This is a genomic window from Kitasatospora sp. NPDC098663, assembly GCF_044760075.1.
Classification (GTDB): domain Bacteria; phylum Actinomycetota; class Actinomycetes; order Streptomycetales; family Streptomycetaceae; genus Kitasatospora.
The window spans coordinates 52,991-68,296 of record NZ_JBIWAP010000033.1; the positions used below are offsets into that span (position 1 = coordinate 52,991).

Sequence of the window (15,306 nt, forward strand, 5' to 3'; positions counted from 1 at the left end):
GCGCCGGAGGCCGCCCGGTGTCACGCCCGGCGGGCGTCGGCGATCACGGCCGGGGTGGTGCCGAGCCACCAGGTGGGGTCGGCGGTGCCGTCGGTGGTGCGGCCGTCGCTGTGGACGTAGTGCCGGACGTCGCGGCCGGGCTCGGCGAACTCGCCGTTCAGGGCGCGTTCGACCCATTCGGCGCCGAAGCGGAAGACCTCGGCGGCGGTGCCGCCCAGCGGGTGGAACTCGTTCTCGTAGACGCGCATCTCCTTGGGCGCGCGGATGCGCTCGTAGTTGGCCAGGGCCTGCTCCAGCACGGTGAGTTCGTCGAACTCGCCGATGCCGTAGACGACCGGGCAGGTGATCTCCCGGACCAGGTCGCCCAGCGGCATCCGGGCGACCAGCTCGGTGTCGAAGGCGTCCTCGTCGGTGTAGCCGGCCATGTACATGTAGTTGTTCTTGAAGGTCGGCTGGGCGCGCTCGAAGATGGTGGTGAAGTCGCCGGTGACGGCCTCGAAGGCGGCCAGTGCGGCGAGGCGGCGGTCGGTGGCGGCGGCGCGCGAGCCCCAGTAGCCGCTCATCGAGATGCCGAACATGCCGATGCGGGCCGCGTCGACCTCGGGCAGCGAGGCCAGGTGGTCGATGTAGCGGCTGATCGCGCGCTCGTAGTTGGTGAGGTCGACGGTCAGCCCGTTGGCCCGGCTCTCGCCCTGGCCCGGACCCTCGATGGACAGGGCCACGATGCCGTGCGAGGTGTAGTACCGCTCCGCCGCGTAGATGTAGTCCTCCTTGATCATGTCCATCCCCGGGCCGAGGATCACCGCGGGGGCATTGCGGACCTCACCGGCCGGCAGGTGCAGCAGGGCGAAGATCTGCCTGCCCTCGAAGTCGAGGACGACGCGGCGCACCCGGTCGTCGCGCAGCGCGCCCAGGCGCTCCACGCAGTGGTTGGCGTGCTCGCGGAAGGCGAGCTTGCGCGGGTCGGTGGCGTCGAAGACCGAGTACTGCGCGCGGCCCCACATCACCGAGGCGCGCACGTAGAGGTCGGCGGCGGTCCGGGCGAAGCCGCCCCGCTCGTGGTGGGCGGCGCGCTCCTCGGCCTGCCCGGCGACGGTGGCCCAGGCCTTGGGCAGCATCACGCCGCTCTGCACCAGGTCGAAGACCTTGTCGAAGTCGGTGTGGTCGTGGCCCAGCTGCTCCAGGGTGCCCTTGGCCTGGGGGTGCAGGGCGTCGAAGCCGCCCTGGGCGAGGGCGATGTCCAGGGCCCAGTTCTGTGCGGTCGAACGAACGGTCATGACGGGTGTCCTCCGTGTCGGTAGGGGGTTCGGTGGCGGCGCCGCCGAGTCGCTAAGTACTTATCTATTAAGTACTTAGGATATTCTGTTGTCAACCCGCCCATCGATGCGAGCCACGGAGGCCGCCCCCATGTCGCAGCCCCAACCCACCCCCACCCGCGAGCAGGCCCTCGACCGGCTCGCCCGCGCCGCCTACAGCCTCAGCGCCGCCGACTCCCGCCTGCGCGGCCGCGCCACCCGCACCCCCGGCGCGCTCTCCCTCACCCACGCCCGGGCCCTGCGCGTCCTGGCCGAGACGGGCCCGCTGTCGATCGGCCAGCTCGCCGCCGCCACCGAGACCACCAGCGCCGCCACCACCCAGCTGGTCAACAACCTCGCCACCGCCGGCTACGTCACCCGGGAACGCCCGCCGGGCGACAAGCGGTCCGTCCTGGTCGCCCTCACCGACGCGGGCCGCCGCCGCCACGACGAACGCCAGGCCGCCCTGGCGCAGGCGCTCGACACCGCCCTCGCCCACCACGACGCCCCCGCCCTGGGCGCCGCGACCGACGTGCTCCGACAGCTCGCCGCCATCTACGACCGCCTCTGACCCGGGGCGTGTCCTGCGGATCGCGCCGGATCGGCCCGCACTCGGGCGATTCGGTGCCGCCGAGACGGTCGCCGAGTTCGTCGAGGAGGCGGTAGTACTCGGCGGTGGACTCCCGGCTCGGGCCGCCGATCGGGCCGAGGGTCTTCATGGCGCCATTGACAAAGCAATGCGGGAATTTAAAGCAAAGGCATAAGGATTACTTGGAATCGCCTTGCGGAATCCAGCGCGGCACGCGGTGCTGCCATTCCCGGGCGAACACCACCGAACCGGCCTCCAGCGCGCGCAGCTGCACGACGCTGAGGAAGTGCCCGGCGTCGCAGCGCAGTTGGGTGCGGGTCTGGACGGTGACGTCCCAGCCGATGTCGGGGCGTTCGAGGCGCACGGTGTGGTCGGTGCGGGCCTGGGCGCTGAGCGGGGCGCCGGTGAGCACCCGGTAGGCGGTGACGGTGTGCTCGTCGCGGACCAGGCCGTCGGGGTGGGTGCGGCTGCCGTCGGTGGCGGGGGAGAGTTCGGCGCGCCATTCCCGGCGGCCGATGTCGTGCACGGTGACGTGCTCGGGCCGGGCGGTCAGCGGCTCGGTGCGGTGGACGTCGAGCGGCTCGGGCAGGGCGGGCGCCTCGAAGGCGACGGGGGCGGCGCCGACGTCGGCGGCGAGGTGCCGGGTGGGCAGGGTGAGGGTGGAGCGGGACGGGTCGAGCGCGTAGCCGGCGCCGTCCGGGGTGGGCCACACCCACGGCCAGTAGACCGAGGAGAGGGCGAGCCGCAGCCGGTGCCCGGCCGGGAGGGTGCCGGCGCAGGCGGCGAGCTCGACGTCCGCGTCGGGGCCGGTGGCGACCAGGACGCCCCGGGTGAGCAGCGTGGAGGTGCCGTCCGGGCCGACGGCGCAGAGCCGGGCGGTGATCTGGGCGGGCGGGCCGCCCTCGCGCAGGCGCAGCCGCACGGTCGGGATGCCGAGCAGTTCGACCGGTTCGGGCAGCGGCTGGGAGTCGAAGCAGACCGAGCGGCCGTCCTCCTCGCGCTGGTCGGGCGGCTGGTCGGCGGGGCGGCCGAGCGGGACGTAGGCGCCGGCGTTGAGGCCGGTGTGCTGCGGGGAGCGGACGCGGACGTGGCGGTCGTCGGAGGCGGTGCCGGCGGTGCGCAGCGGGCCGTCGAGGCCGTAGTGGATCTCCCGGACGTCGGGGGAGGGCCAGGTCTCCTCGCCGGTCCAGCGGGTGCCGATCCAGCTGCGCAGGGCGGGCTCCGTCAGGGCGCCGGTGTCGAGGTCGCGCAGCCAGTGGTCCCACCAGCGCAGGGTCTCGGGGAGGGTGTCCTCGGGCAGGCCGTGCGGCCAGGGGCCGAGCAGGGCGCGGGCGGTGGGGGAAGTGGCGAGCAGGCGCAGCACGAAGGAGCAGGACGGGTCGCCCCAGCCGGCGACGGCGAAGGTGGGGGCGGGTACGGGGACGGTGGTCTCGCCGGCGGCGAGCCAGGCGTCGACGGGCGGGTCCAGGGATTCGAGGCGGGCCAGCCAGTCGGTGCGCCAGGCGTCGCCGACGTGCCGGGGGTCGGGCGGGAGGGCGGCGTCGGCGACCAGGGCGGTGAGCCGGGTGTGCAGGTCGGCGGCGAGCAGGGCGCCGCCGAGGCGGTGGCCGCCTTCGGGGCAGACGGTGACCACGGCGCCGACGGTGTCGGGGGCGCGGGCCGCGAGCAGCAGGGCGGTGGTGCCGGCGGCGCCGACGCCGAGCAGGCCTACCCGGCCGCTGCACCAGGGGCGGCGGGCGAGCCAGTCGAGGACGGCGGCGCCGTCGTCGAGCTCCTGGTCGCCGCCGGGTTCGCCGGGCAGGCCGTCGGAGTTGCCGTGGCCGCGGGTGTCGACCCGGACGGCGCCGTAGCCGTGGCCGGCGTACCAGGGGTGGCGGCGGGCGTCCTCGGCGGCGGTGCGGTCGGTGAGCCGGCCGACGGAGTACTCCAGCAGGGCGGGGACGGGTTCGTCGCTGACCGGGCGCCACAGCCGGGCGGCCAGCCGGGTGCCGTCGGGCAGCGGGATGCGGAAGTCCTCGCGGGTGGTGCGGAAGGGGTAGGACGGCATGGCCGCTCCCATCGGATCCCGGGCCGGTGAGCGCCGGAGGGCCCGGGGCGCGTACGGGGAGCGCGCCGCGGGCGTCGGCATCTCGACCCTAGGGGAGGAATCGTCCGATTTCCTGACGAAGCTTGCGAGGTGGTCGCGGCCCGCCGGTCGGGGTGTCGGGTGGGGAGGCCGGGTGGGGAGGCCGGGTGAAGGCCGGTGCGAGCGGGCGTGTGCCTGTCGCCGCGCGCCCCTCGTCCGCGCCCGCGTGCCCCCGTTCGCCGTCGCCCGGCATTTGCACATGACTTGCAACTGCTTCCCGGAGGGGGGAAAGATGGCCCAGCTTCGCCCGGATCACCCGAAAGGACCACAGGATGTCCAGCCCCGCCGCAGGTGCCTCGCCCGTCAGATGGCGGGACCGCCTCACCCGGGAGGAGTGGATGCGCCTGGCCGGGATGGGCGGGTTCATCCTCGTGCTGCACGTCGTCGGCTGGTTCACCCTGCTCGCGCTGGTCGCGCCCGAGCACTACGACGTCGGCGGGCAGGTGTTCGGCGCGGGCATGGGCCTGACCGCCTACACCCTCGGGATGCGGCACGCCTTCGACGCGGACCACATCGCGGCGATCGACAACACCACCCGCAAGCTGATGGGCCAGGGCAAGAGGCCCCTGTCGGTCGGCTTCTGGTTCTCGCTCGGGCACTCCTCGATCGTCTTCGGTCTCTGCGCGCTGCTCGCCTTCGGCATCCGCTCGCTCGCCGACCAGGTGGAGGCGGACGACTCGACCCTGCACACGATGACCGGTCTGATCGGCACCACCGTCTCCGGGACGTTCCTGCTGCTCCTCGCCCTGATCAACCTGGGCGCCTTCAACGGCATCCTCAAGGTGTTCCGCCGGATGCGCGTGGGCGAGTACGACGAGGCCGAGCTGGAGCGCCAGTTGGAGCGGCGCGGGCTGATGAACCGCATCCTCGGCCGGGTGACCAGGGCCGTCACCAAGCCCTGGCACATGTACCCGGTGGGCCTGCTGTTCGGCCTCGGCTTCGACACCGCGACCGAGGTGTCGCTGCTGGTGCTGGCCGGCGGCGCGGCCGCGTTCTCGCTGCCCTGGTACGCGCTGCTCACGCTGCCGATCCTGTTCGCGGCCGGGATGAGCCTGCTGGACACCATCGACGGCTCGTTCATGAACTTCGCCTACGAGTGGGCCTTCTCCAAGCCGGTCCGCAAGATCTACTACAACCTGACCGTCACCGGCCTGTCGGTGCTGGTCGCGCTGGTGATCGGCCTGGTCGAGCTGATCGGCCTGCTCGGCGAGAAGCTGGACATCACCAGCGGCCCGATCGCCTGGATCGGCGGGCTGGACCTCAACTTCGTCGGCTACGCGATCGTCGGCCTGTTCGTGCTGACCTGGGTCGCGGCGATCGCCTACTGGAAGTTCGGCAAGGTCGAGGAGAAGTGGTCGGCCGGCCTGGCCGCCGCGGCCGCCAAGTCGGAATAGCGGAAACCCCGAGGGGGCGGCGACCGGACTCCGGTCGCCGCCCCCTCGGGGTTTCCGGGGCCTACCGCAGCGCGGCGAGCACCGCGTCCGCCATCACCTTCTCGCCGGTGGCGTTCGGGTGGAACGGCACGGCGGGCGAGCCGGGCAGCGCGCCCTCGATCCAGCGGTCGTCCGAGCACACGTCGTGCCCGGCGGTGGGCGTGGCGGTGTCGACGTACGTCGCGCCGCCGGCCGCCGCGGTGCTCCTGAGCGCGGCGTTCAGCTTGTCGAGCACGCCGTGCATGTACTCGACGTCGCCCGGGGTGACGGGCTGGCGCAGGATGCACGAGCGGCCGTCGGCGGGCAGCACGGACGGGTAGCCGACCAGCAGCACCCGGGCCCGCGGCGCCTTGGCGTGGATGCGCCGCAGCGTGTCGGCGACCTGCGGCGCGATGCTGCCGGTGATCCGCTCGGCGAGGTCGTCGTTGCCGTACTGCCAGGACCAGCTGCTCCAGTCCCAGTAGCCGTGGTGGTAGACGTCCTTGCAGGGCGTGCCGAGCGGGTTGACGACCGCGCCGGCGATGCAGGTGGCGACGAGTTCGCCGAGGCCGAGGTCGCTGGCCGCGAGGTCGTTGCCGCCGATGCCGAGGGTGACCAGGTCGGTGTCGGGGGTCACCGCGTCCAGCTGCGGGTCGTTGACCCGGATGAAGGCGTCGTACTGCGGCTGCGTCATGGCCTTGACCTTGGCGGCGGCGCAGGTGACGTCGGTGTACGCGCCGGCCTTGAGGGCGGCGGCGACCAGGTGGCCGTAGTTGCGGTCGGAGCGCAGGCAGAGGCCGGCCGACTGGCCGGGCACGCCCGCGCCGGCGGCGTAGGAGTCGCCGAGCGCCACGAGGTGCCTGGGCGCCGGGGTGGCGGCCTGGGCGCTGGTGGAGGTGAGCGCGAGGGCGGCGCCCAGTGCGACGGTGGCGAGTGCGGTGGAGCTGCGCAGGTGTCGGGGTTTCCGGGCAGGGGGGAGCACGGTTCCTCCTGGGGGGAGAGAAACGACGGGTGGGGGTCGTGCCGGGCCGCGGCTACTCGCAGGTAAGTTACTTGTTGGTTTCGTGGACGTCCATGCCGTGCGCGGAAATTTCCGAAATTCCGTCAGATCGCATTTCGCATTTCGCTCCACCGCGTGTCGAAGACATTTCCGAAACGGTGTGGAGCGGAATTGCCGCAGTCGGTTGTTACCGGCCGGTTGACCGGACGTCACCGCAGGACGCAGTATCGGGCGCACAGCGACGGCGCCCACCCCGCGCGCGCCGTCCCGCCCGCCGCGACGGAGGACTGCGCATGGCCCTGGACGCCGACGTCATCGTCATCGGAGCAGGACTCGCCGGACTCGCCGCCACCGCCGAACTCGCCGACGCCGGGCGGAAGGTGATCCTGCTCGACCAGGAGCCCGCGGCCTCGCTCGGCGGCCAGGCGCACTGGTCCTTCGGCGGCCTCTTCCTGGTCGACTCGCCCGAGCAGCGCCGGATGCGGATCCGCGACTCGCACGCCCTGGCCCGCCAGGACTGGTTCGGCACCGCCGGCTTCGACCGGCCCGAGGACGCCTGGCCGCGCCGCTGGGCCGAGGCCTACGTCGACTTCGCGGCCGGCGAGAAGCGCTCCTGGCTGCACGGCCTGGGCGTCCGGTTCTTCCCCGTCGTCGGCTGGGCCGAGCGCGGCGGTCTCCTCGCCGACGGCCCGGGCAACTCGGTGCCCCGCTTCCACATCACCTGGGGCACCGGGCCCGGACTGCTGGAGCCCTTCGTCCGCCGGGTCCGCTCCGCCGCCGCCCGCGGGCTGGTCGACCTGCGCTTCCGGCACCGGGTCACCGGCCTGGCCGCCACCGCGGGCGTCACCGACACCGTCACCGGCGAGGTGCTGGTGCCCAGTTCGGCGGCCCGCGGCGAGGCCAGCTCGCGCGAGGCCGCCGGACGGTTCGAACTGCGCGCCCAGGCCGTGATCGTGACCTCCGGCGGCATCGGCGGCAACCACGACCTCGTCCGCAAGGCCTGGCCCGCCCGGCTCGGCACCCCGCCCGCCAAACTGCTCTCCGGCGTCCCCGCCCACGTCGACGGACTGATGCTCGGCATCGCCGGCGACGCCGGTGCCAGCCTCATCAACGGCGACCGGATGTGGCACTACACCGAGGGCATCGAGAACTGGGACCCGATCTGGGCCCGGCACGGCATCCGCATCCTGCCCGGCCCGTCCTCGCTCTGGCTGGACGCGCGCGGCAACCGGCTGCCCGTCCCGCTCTTCCCCGGCTTCGACACCCTCGGCACGCTCGACCACATCATGTCCACCGGGTACGGGCACACCTGGTTCGTGCTCAACCAGCGCATCATCGAGAAGGAGTTCACCCTCTCCGGCTCCGAGCAGAACCCGGACCTGACCGGGAAGTCCGTGCGCGGCGTCCTCGGCCGCGCCCTGCCCGGCGCCCCCGGTCCGGTCCGCAGCCACCTGCGGCACGGGCCCGACTTCGTCGTCGCGAGCAACCTCGCCGACCTCGCCCGCGGCATGAACGCCAGGACCCGCGAGGCGCTGATCGACCCCGCCGAACTGCGCCGCACCGTCGAGGCCCGCGACCGGCAGTTCGCCAACCCCTTCGCCAAGGACCTCCAGGTCACCGCCGTCCACGGCGCCCGCCGCTACCTCGGCGACAAGCTGATCCGGGTGGCCCCGCCGCACCGCATCCTCGACCCCGGCGCCGCCCCGCTGATCGCCGTCCGGCTCAACGTCCTCACCCGCAAGTCCCTCGGCGGCCTGGAGACCGACCTCTCCTCACGCGTCCTGCGCCCCGACGGCGAACCCCTCCCGGGCGTCTACGCCGCCGGCGAGGCCGCCGGTTTCGGCGGCGGAGGCGTCCACGGCTACCGATCCCTGGAGGGCACCTTCCTCGGCGGCTGCCTCTTCTCCGGCCGCACCGCCGGCCGCGCGGCGGCGCAGGCCACGGCGTAGCGGACGGGAACGGGGGCGCGGGCGGGTGAGGGCCTCAGCGCTCGTCGGTGAGGCCCAGCCGCAGGTGCTCGACGTGGTACACGGCCTGGTCGAGGAGGGCGGCGACGTGGTCGTCGTGCAGGGAGTAGACCACCGAGCGGCCCCGGCGCTCGCCGACGACCAGGCCGAGGTTGCGCAGCAGCCGCAGCTGGTGGGAGCAGGCGGACTGCTCCATGCCCACGGCTTCGGCGAGTTCGGTGGCCGCGCGCGGGCCCTCGCGCAGTTCGGCGAGGATGAGCAGCCGGGAGGGGGTGGCCAGCGCCTGGAGGGTGGTCGCGACCTTGGCCGCGTTGGAGGCGTCCAGACGCATCCGCGGTACGGCTTTCTCGGTGGTCGCGTGTCCCATGGGGGCATCCTACGGACCGCCGTCGAACCCCGGCACCCGGCGGTGCCTCTTGGCATGCCAGGTAGGCTGCGCGTGCAGCGTGCCCCGTGACCAGGAGGAGTTCCAGAGCCGATGAGCCGCCGAGACCGGGACCGCAAGCAGGCGGCCGCCTCCCCGGTGACCGTCACCGTCTGCCGGGGCTGCTGCTGCGGCACCGAGGCCAAGCACCCGGGGGTCGACCACGCCGGGCAGTACGAGCGGCTGCGGGCGGCGGTGGGTACGGCGGGCCGGGTCCGCGCGGTCAAGTGCCTGGACGTGTGCACCCAGTCCAACGTGGTGGTGGTCGGCCCCTCCGGGGAGGGTCGGGCGGCGGGCGGGCGTCCGGTCTGGCTGGGCTTCGTGCTGGCGGACGACATGATCGACGAGATAGCCGCCTGGGTGCACGCGGGCGGGCCCGGGCTGGCCGACCCGCCCGGGCTGCTCGACCTCCAGCTGATCTCGGTGTCCCGCCGGGTCCGCGAGGGCCTGGCGGAGTAGCGGACGGTGGAGCCGATCCGTCCTCATCACGGTTGGGACGCAGCGGGGTTGGCCGATCCGGCGGCCGAGCAGGATCCGCTGGACGCCGCCCTCGGCGGTCCCACTACCATGACCGGTGGCTGCCAGCGGTTCCGCCCAGGGAGGACGACGATGACGACGGTCTGCCGCATCTGCGCGGGCACCGGCCGGACCGCCGGTCTCAGCTGCCGGACCTGTCAGGGCACCGGGACCACCGAGGTGGGTGGCGGGGGCGGCAACTGCTTCCTCTGCGACGGCACCGGGGTGTACGTCCGCTACCGGGTGGACGCGACCGGCGCCAAGCACGCCTACCGGGACGAGATCTGCCGCACCTGCGACGGCACCGGCAACCGGTCCCCCTCCACCTGGGACGAGCCCTCCGGCTGAGCGCGCCCCGTCCGCGGCGGCGCCGACGGTGGCTCAGACCACGCCGCCGGCGGGGGCCATGATCCGGGGTCGGTCCAAAGCGGGCGCGTTTCTTTACCTGATCATGGTCGAACATTGGTGTTCGAATGGGCGGCGCGCTGCGGCCCGTTCACCCCGCGTCCGTGTGCGGTCAACGCGTCGCTGGAAGAGTCCCGCGCATGGATATCCCTCACATGGGCGTACCGGCCAAGCTTGCCGACCGCATGAGCACGGCCGAGCAGCACGAGTACCTGCGGGCCCGCTTCTCCCGCCGCCGGATGCTGCGCGCCGGCGCCGTGACCGTCGGTGCCGTCGCCGTCGGCGGCGCGCTGGGCAGTGGAACGGCCTTCGCCGCGCCGGCGAGCCCGCAGCTGCTGACCGGTGCCACGACGGCGGGCGTCGACGGTTCGCTGGTCGCGCCGATCGGGCGCCACCTCCAGTTCGGCCCCGAGCCCGACACCCAGTTCCGCATCTCCTGGCAGGTCCCGGCGCCGGTCAAGAAGCCGTTCCTGCGCTACGGCAAGACCCCGTGGGAGCTCAGCCACAAGCTCCAGGCCGAGGTCCGCACCCTGCACACCCCGGCGCTGAGCCCGAACAGCCAGCCGGTGGACCAGTACTACCTGCACGTGGCGCTGGAGGACCTGCACCCCGACACCACCTACTACTACGGTGTCGGCCACGAGGGCTTCGACCCGGCCTCGCAGCAGCAGATCTCCACCCTGCACACCTTCCGCACCGCGCCCTCCCGCGACCACCGCTGGGGCAAGGTCTACGAGCCGTTCACCTTCACCGCCTTCGGCGACCAGGGCGTCAGCTCGCACGCGGCCGGCAACGACCACGTCATCCTGGCCCAGAAGCCGTCCTTCCACCTGCACGCCGGCGACATCTGCTACGCCGACCCGGCGGGCTCCGGCACGGACCCCGACAAGTCCGTGTACAACGCCAGGACCTGGGACGACTTCCTGGTCCAGACCGAGACGGTCGCGGCGACCGTGCCGTGGATGGTCGCCTACGGCAACCACGACATCGAGGCCTGGTACTCGCCCAACGGGTACGGCGGCGAGAACACCCGCTTCTTCCTCCCGGACAACGGCCCGGACCCGCGCAAGGTCCCCGGCGTCTACACCTTCCGCTACAAGAACGTCGGCGTCATCTCGCTCGACGCCAACGACGTCTCCTACGAGATCCCGGCCAACCTGGGCATCTCGGCGAACAAGCAGACCAAGTGGCTGGAGCGCACCCTCAAGGACCTGCGCAACGACGAGACGATCGACTTCGTCGTGGTCTTCTTCCACCACTGCGCCTTCTCCACCACCGTCGCGCACGCCTCCGAGGGCGGCGTCCGCGAGGCCTGGGTGCCGCTGTTCGAGAAGTTCCGGGTGGACCTGGTCATCAACGGCCACAACCACATCTACGAGCGCACCGACGCGATCCTCGGCAACAAGGTCTCGAAGCAGGTGCCGAGCGGCGCCACCATCGAGCCGGCGAAGGACGGCGTCGTCTACGTGACCGCGGGCGCGGCCGGCCGCAGCCTGTACAAGTTCGACGTGCCGGACACCTACGAGGGGCACGAGAACCACCAGGACGAGGTGAAGACCTACTACTGGGGGAAGGGCAAGGTGAAGGTCCCCGAGACCATCCAGTGGTCGCGGGTGCGCTACACCGGCTACTCCTTCATCAAGGTCGACGTCACCCCGGCCCACCTGGGCCAGAAGTCGTCCATGAAGGTGACCGCGCTGGCCGAGGACGGCACGCAGATCGACAACTACACGATCCTGCGCAAGGTCGGCGAGGGCTGGGACTCGGACCACGACGACGACGGTCAGGGCGGCGGCTGGGGTTGGTAGTCCCCGAACGGCTCGCCGGGCCCCGGCGTCGAGGAGTCCGCACCTCGACGCCGGGGCCCCGTGCGTGGAGGGCCCGGTGCGCTCAGCGCCGGGGCCCGTACATGATCACCGCGACCCCGGCCAGGCAGACCAGCGCGCCCACCACGTCGTAGCGGGTCGGCCGGAAGCCGTCCACGACCACGCCCCAGAGCAGCGACCCGGCGACGAACACCCCGCCGTACGCGGCCAGCACCCGGCCGAAGTGGCTGTCCGGCTGGAGCGCCGCGACGAAGCCGTACCCGCCGAGCACCACCACGCCCAGCCCGGCCAGCCACCACGGCCGCTGCTCGCGCACGCTCTGCCAGATCAGCCAGCAGCCGCCGATCTCGGCGAGGGCGGCGACGACGAACAGGGCGACGGAACGCAGGACGGTCATGACCGGCAACCCTAGGTCCTGTCCGGCCGATCCTGCCGGACAGGACCTGGGCGTCAGGACTGGCGGTACGTCGCGAGGAAGCGGCCGATGCGGTTGATGGCCGTCTCCAGGTCGTCGGCGCGGGGCAGGGTGACGAAGCGGAAGTGGTCCGGGCGGGGCCAGTTGAAGCCGGTGCCCTGGACGACGTGGATCTTCTCGCGGAGCAGCAGGTCCAGCACGAACTGCTCGTCGTCGACGATCCGGTGCACCGCCGGGTCGAGTCGGGCGAAGGCGTACAGGGCGCCCTTGGGCTTGACGCAGCTGACGCCGGGGATCTCGTTGAGGGCCCTGAAGGCGACGTCGCGCTGTTCGGTGAGCCGGCCGCCGGGCAGCACCAGGTCGTTGATGGACTGGTGGCCGCCGAGCGCGGCCTGGACGGCGAACTGGGCGGGCACGTTGGGGCACAGCCGCATGCCGGAGAGCATGGTCAGGCCCTCCAGGTAGTCGGCGGCGTGCTGCTTGGGCCCGGAGACGACCAGCCAGCCGCTGCGGAAGCCGGCCACCCGGTAGGCCTTGGAGAGGCCGTTGAAGGTGAGGGTGAGGACGTCGTCGGCGAGGGCGGCGAGGCAGTGGTGCTCGGTGTCGTCGTAGAGGATCTTGTCGTAGATCTCGTCGGCCAGGACCATCAGCTGGTGGCGGCGGGCGAGGTCGAGGATGCCCTCCAGCAGTTCCTTCGGGTAGACCGCGCCGGTGGGGTTGTTGGGGTTGATGACGACGATGGCCTTGGTGCGGGCGGTGATCTTGGCGGCGATGTCGTCGAGGTCCGGGTACCAGTCGGCCTGCTCGTCGCACAGGTAGTGCACGGCCTTGCCGCCGGCCAGCCGGACCACGGCCGTCCACAGCGGGTAGTCCGGCATCGGGACGAGCACCTCGTCGCCGTCGTCGACGAGCGCGGTGACGGCCATCTGGATCAGCTCGGAGGCGCCGTTGCCGAGGTAGACGTCGTTGACGCCGACTCCGGTCACGCCGCGCTGCTGGTAGTACTGCACCACCGCGCGGCGGGCGGGCAGGATGCCGCGCGAGTCGCTGTAGCCGTGCGCCTTGGGCAGGTTGCGGATGATGTCCTGGATGATCTCCTCGGGCGCCTCGAAGCCGAACGGGGCCGGGTTGCCGGTGTTCAGCCGCAGCACGCTGTGCCCGGCCTCCTCCAGGGCGTTGGCCTGGTCGACCACCGGGCCGCGGATCTCGTAGCACACGTTGTTCAGCTTGCTGGACTGCCGAAACTCCACTGCGGCCTCCCGACCGTCACCACCGCATCGTTGCTGATGCTTTGTTCTACCAAGTTGGCACTTGGAAAGTCCAACCTTTTGGCTATGCTGATCCACATGTCACGCCGAAGCTACGACCAGTACTGCGCCGTCGCCCGCGCCCTGGACGCGGTGGGGGAGCGCTGGAGCCTCCTGATCGTCCGTGAACTCCTCGGCGGCCCGCGCCGCTACACCGACCTGCACGCCGACCTGCCCGGCGTCTCCACCGACATCCTCGCCGCCCGGCTCAAGCAGCTGGAGGGCGACGGCCTGGCCCTGCGCCGCCGGCTCGAACGGCCCGCCAACGCCACGGTCTACGAGCTCACCGAACGCGGCCGCGAACTGCGCCCGGTGATCGAGGCGCTGGGGGAGTGGGGCCTGCCCGCCCTCGGCGAGCAGCGGCCCACCGACGCCGTCCGCGAGCACTGGTTCACCCCCGTCGCGGCGGACGACGGGGCGCCCGTCGCGGGTCAGGTGCCGGTGCCGGTGCCGGGGTCCGATGCCGGTGCCCGGACCGGCCGCGCGTAGCATCGTCGGGCCACGGAGCCATCGGAGGAGAGCGGAGACCGCCCGTGCCCACCACCTACCGCAGTTACGTCGCCGTCGGGGACTCCTTCACCGAGGGCATGTGCGACGACCTGCTGCCCGACGGCCACTACCGGGGCTGGGCCGACCGGGTCGCCGACGCGCTCGCCGCCGAGGCCGGCGGTGACGGCGGGTTCCGCTACGCGAACCTCGCCGTCCGCGGCAAGCTCATCGGCCAGATCCACGACGAGCAGCTCCCCGCCGCCACCGCGATGGGCGCCGACCTGGTGACCCTCGTCGGCGGCCTCAACGACGCGCTGCGCCCCGGCTGCGACATCGCCCGGGTCGAGCGGCTGCTCGGCCGCTGCGCCGAGGAGCTGCGCGCCACCGGCGCCACCGTGGTGCTGTTCACCAGCACCGACCCGACCCGCAGGATGGCGGGCGGCGCCCGGCTGCTCCCGGCCATCCTGCGGATGAAGGCCTTCGTGCACGAGCTCGGCCAGGACGAGGGCGTCGCCGTCGTCGACCTGTTCGCCGCCCCCTGCTTCGACGACCGCCGGCTCTGGGGCGAGGACCGCCTGCACCTGTCGCCCGAGGGCCACCGCCGGGTCGCGGAAGGGGTGTTGGAGGCGCTCGGCCGCCCCGCCGCCTTCGACTGGCGCGCCCCGCTGCCGCCCGCCGCCCCGGCCGGCCGGGCCGAGCGGCTGCGTGCCGACGCCCGCTGGCTGGGCGGCCACCTGGGGCCGTGGATCGGCCGCCGGCTCACCGGGCGCTCCTCCGGTGACGGCCGGCCGCCGAAGCGGGCCGAGCTGCTGCCCTACTCGGCTCCGGGTTCGGCCGCGGACTCGGCTCCGGGCTCGGTGGCGGATTCGGCCGCGGACTCGGCCGCGGGCTCGTAGACCAGGCTCGCCATCGGGGAGCGGGTGGTCCAGCCGAGCGAGGCGTAGAGCGCCCGGCCGTCCGGGGTGCCGACCAGGACGGCGGTGTCGGCGCCCGCCTCGTGCCCGGCGTTCTGGAGGGTCCGCATCACCAGGGCGCCCAGGCCCCGGCGCCGGTGCTCGGGCGCGGTCAGGATCTGGTCCGGGACGGCCACGGGGCCGGCCAGGCCCGCCTGGCCGCGTGCGGCGAGGTGTCCGGCCCCGGTGCGGACCAGGGTCCGGATGATCCCGCCCCGGGTCCAGGTGGTCACCGTGTAGCCGGCCGGTACCTCGGGCCGCTCGGCGCCCAGCGGGACGGTCATCAGATACCCCGGCTGGTCGAGCCGCCACTGCGGGCCCAGCCAGGGCCGGGCGACGGCGTCCTCGGTGAACAGCTTCAGCCAGGTGCCCGGTGCGGTGGTCGCCTCGGCGATCTTGCGGACGTCGGGCTCGGCCGGCTCGGGCAGCACGTGCCGGGCGACGTGGCCGACCACGCCGACGTCGATCGTCCAGCCCCAGGGCTCGTCCACCGCTTCGGCCGCGCCGCGCGAGACGCTCCAGCCGGCGATCCACATCCGGACGAGTTCGTTGATGCTCGGGTCCTGCATTCCTACCCCCGTAT

At 73.0% G+C, this 15,306-nt stretch carries 14 protein-coding genes and 1 pseudogene; 8 read left to right on the top strand and 7 right to left on the bottom strand.

What is annotated here, in order from left to right:
* Positions 1-20: 20 nt before the first annotated feature.
* Positions 21-1,277 carry an alpha/beta hydrolase gene (locus ACIQVZ_RS30010; protein ID WP_402454159.1) on the bottom strand — a complete coding sequence of 419 codons (1,257 nt, stop codon included), beginning with the start codon at positions 1,275-1,277 and terminating at the stop codon, positions 21-23.
* Positions 1,278-1,407: 130 nt separating this feature from the next.
* On the opposite strand from ACIQVZ_RS30010, the gene ACIQVZ_RS30015 reads away from it, so the two are divergent.
* Positions 1,408-1,866, top strand: coding sequence for a MarR family winged helix-turn-helix transcriptional regulator (locus tag ACIQVZ_RS30015; RefSeq protein ID WP_402454161.1), 459 nt, complete (start codon positions 1,408-1,410; stop codon positions 1,864-1,866).
* A gap of 196 nt (positions 1,867-2,062) precedes the next feature.
* Here ACIQVZ_RS30015 and ACIQVZ_RS30020 read toward each other — a convergent pair whose 3' ends face one another.
* Complete coding sequence (locus ACIQVZ_RS30020; RefSeq protein WP_402454164.1) at positions 2,063-3,931, bottom strand: CocE/NonD family hydrolase; 1,869 nt, start codon at positions 3,929-3,931, stop codon at positions 2,063-2,065.
* 350 nt (positions 3,932-4,281) lie between these two features.
* Here ACIQVZ_RS30020 and ACIQVZ_RS30025 point away from each other — a divergent pair, with 350 nt between their 5' ends.
* Complete coding sequence (locus ACIQVZ_RS30025; protein ID WP_402454167.1) at positions 4,282-5,403, top strand: HoxN/HupN/NixA family nickel/cobalt transporter; 1,122 nt, start codon at positions 4,282-4,284, stop codon at positions 5,401-5,403.
* Between the two features lie 61 nt (positions 5,404-5,464).
* On the opposite strand, the gene ACIQVZ_RS30030 is transcribed toward ACIQVZ_RS30025, so the two are convergent.
* A complete protein-coding gene (locus ACIQVZ_RS30030) occupies positions 5,465-6,403 on the bottom strand; it encodes an SGNH/GDSL hydrolase family protein (RefSeq protein ID WP_350886392.1) in 939 nt (312 codons plus the stop codon).
* 311 nt (positions 6,404-6,714) lie between these two features.
* Between ACIQVZ_RS30030 and ACIQVZ_RS30035 the strand changes: the two genes are divergently transcribed.
* Entirely contained in the window at positions 6,715-8,370 is a 1,656-nt protein-coding gene (locus tag ACIQVZ_RS30035) for an FAD-binding dehydrogenase (protein ID WP_402454169.1), read from the top strand.
* A 34-nt stretch (positions 8,371-8,404) separates the two neighbouring features.
* On the opposite strand, the gene ACIQVZ_RS30040 is transcribed toward ACIQVZ_RS30035, so the two are convergent.
* Entirely contained in the window at positions 8,405-8,755 is a 351-nt protein-coding gene (locus tag ACIQVZ_RS30040) for a metalloregulator ArsR/SmtB family transcription factor (RefSeq protein WP_350886396.1), read from the bottom strand.
* Positions 8,756-8,866: 111 nt separating this feature from the next.
* On the opposite strand from ACIQVZ_RS30040, the gene ACIQVZ_RS30045 reads away from it, so the two are divergent.
* The 3 genes from ACIQVZ_RS30045 to ACIQVZ_RS30055 all read left to right on the top strand — a co-directional run bounded on the left by ACIQVZ_RS30045 (position 8,867) and on the right by ACIQVZ_RS30055 (position 11,541).
* Positions 8,867-9,271, top strand: coding sequence for a (2Fe-2S) ferredoxin domain-containing protein (locus ACIQVZ_RS30045; protein WP_350886398.1), 405 nt, complete (start codon positions 8,867-8,869; stop codon positions 9,269-9,271).
* 150 nt (positions 9,272-9,421) lie between these two features.
* A complete protein-coding gene (locus ACIQVZ_RS30050) occupies positions 9,422-9,676 on the top strand; it encodes a hypothetical protein (protein ID WP_063347060.1) in 255 nt (84 codons plus the stop codon).
* Between the two features lie 197 nt (positions 9,677-9,873).
* The gene (locus ACIQVZ_RS30055) at positions 9,874-11,541 is read left to right on the top strand and encodes a metallophosphoesterase family protein (RefSeq protein ID WP_350886400.1); all 1,668 of its coding nucleotides are present in this window, start codon (positions 9,874-9,876) and stop codon (positions 11,539-11,541) included.
* 82 nt (positions 11,542-11,623) lie between these two features.
* Here the strand turns inward: ACIQVZ_RS30055 and ACIQVZ_RS30060 are convergent, their stop codons facing one another.
* Together ACIQVZ_RS30060 and ACIQVZ_RS30065 are read right to left on the bottom strand one after the other, a co-directional pair.
* Complete coding sequence (locus ACIQVZ_RS30060; protein WP_063347058.1) at positions 11,624-11,956, bottom strand: YnfA family protein; 333 nt, start codon at positions 11,954-11,956, stop codon at positions 11,624-11,626.
* A gap of 53 nt (positions 11,957-12,009) precedes the next feature.
* Positions 12,010-13,224 (bottom strand): pyridoxal phosphate-dependent aminotransferase, encoded by a 1,215-nt coding sequence (locus ACIQVZ_RS30065; protein WP_350886403.1) that lies wholly within the window; start codon positions 13,222-13,224, stop codon positions 12,010-12,012.
* 96 nt (positions 13,225-13,320) lie between these two features.
* Here ACIQVZ_RS30065 and ACIQVZ_RS30070 point away from each other — a divergent pair.
* Both ACIQVZ_RS30070 and ACIQVZ_RS30075 read left to right on the top strand, forming a co-directional pair.
* Positions 13,321-13,674: pseudogene (locus ACIQVZ_RS30070) on the top strand (winged helix-turn-helix transcriptional regulator); the annotation flags it as partial.
* A 140-nt stretch (positions 13,675-13,814) separates the two neighbouring features.
* Positions 13,815-14,666, top strand: coding sequence for an SGNH/GDSL hydrolase family protein (locus ACIQVZ_RS30075; protein WP_402454174.1), 852 nt, complete (start codon positions 13,815-13,817; stop codon positions 14,664-14,666).
* On the opposite strand, the gene ACIQVZ_RS30080 is transcribed toward ACIQVZ_RS30075, so the two are convergent.
* Entirely contained in the window at positions 14,585-15,292 is a 708-nt protein-coding gene (locus tag ACIQVZ_RS30080) for a GNAT family N-acetyltransferase (protein ID WP_402454176.1), read from the bottom strand. The genes ACIQVZ_RS30075 and ACIQVZ_RS30080 overlap by 82 nt on opposite strands.
* Positions 15,293-15,306 lie beyond the last annotated feature (14 nt).